At 35.3% G+C, this 269-nt stretch carries 1 protein-coding gene; it reads right to left on the reverse strand.

Features of this window, described 5'->3' with window-relative positions:
• A partial coding sequence (locus ACPYOJ_RS35530) for a hypothetical protein (protein ID WP_481420414.1) occupies nt 1-211 on the reverse strand: 211 nt, incomplete at its 3' end.
• Nucleotides 212-269: the final 58 nt, after the last annotated feature.

Genomic DNA, 269 nt, shown 5'->3' on the forward strand with positions numbered 1-269 from the left:
GTAAATGAACATTCTTTGAATCTTGGATCAATCGGTAAAAATGATAAGCATAAATACTGTCGTTTTCCAAAAAGGTATGAAGATCAAAAAACTTCCGTACATCGAAAGGAATATACGTATTCTGTGAATTTCCGAGTGGAAGTTTACCTTCATTAACCGAAAGCAAAATGACATTTTCAAAATTCAGGAGACGTGTTTCCAAAAGTCCCATGATCTGCAATCCTCTCAACGGTTCTCCCTGAAAATCGATGCTTTCTGAATTAATATGC

Source organism: Rhizobium sp. SVR5-9E (genome assembly GCF_056755095.1).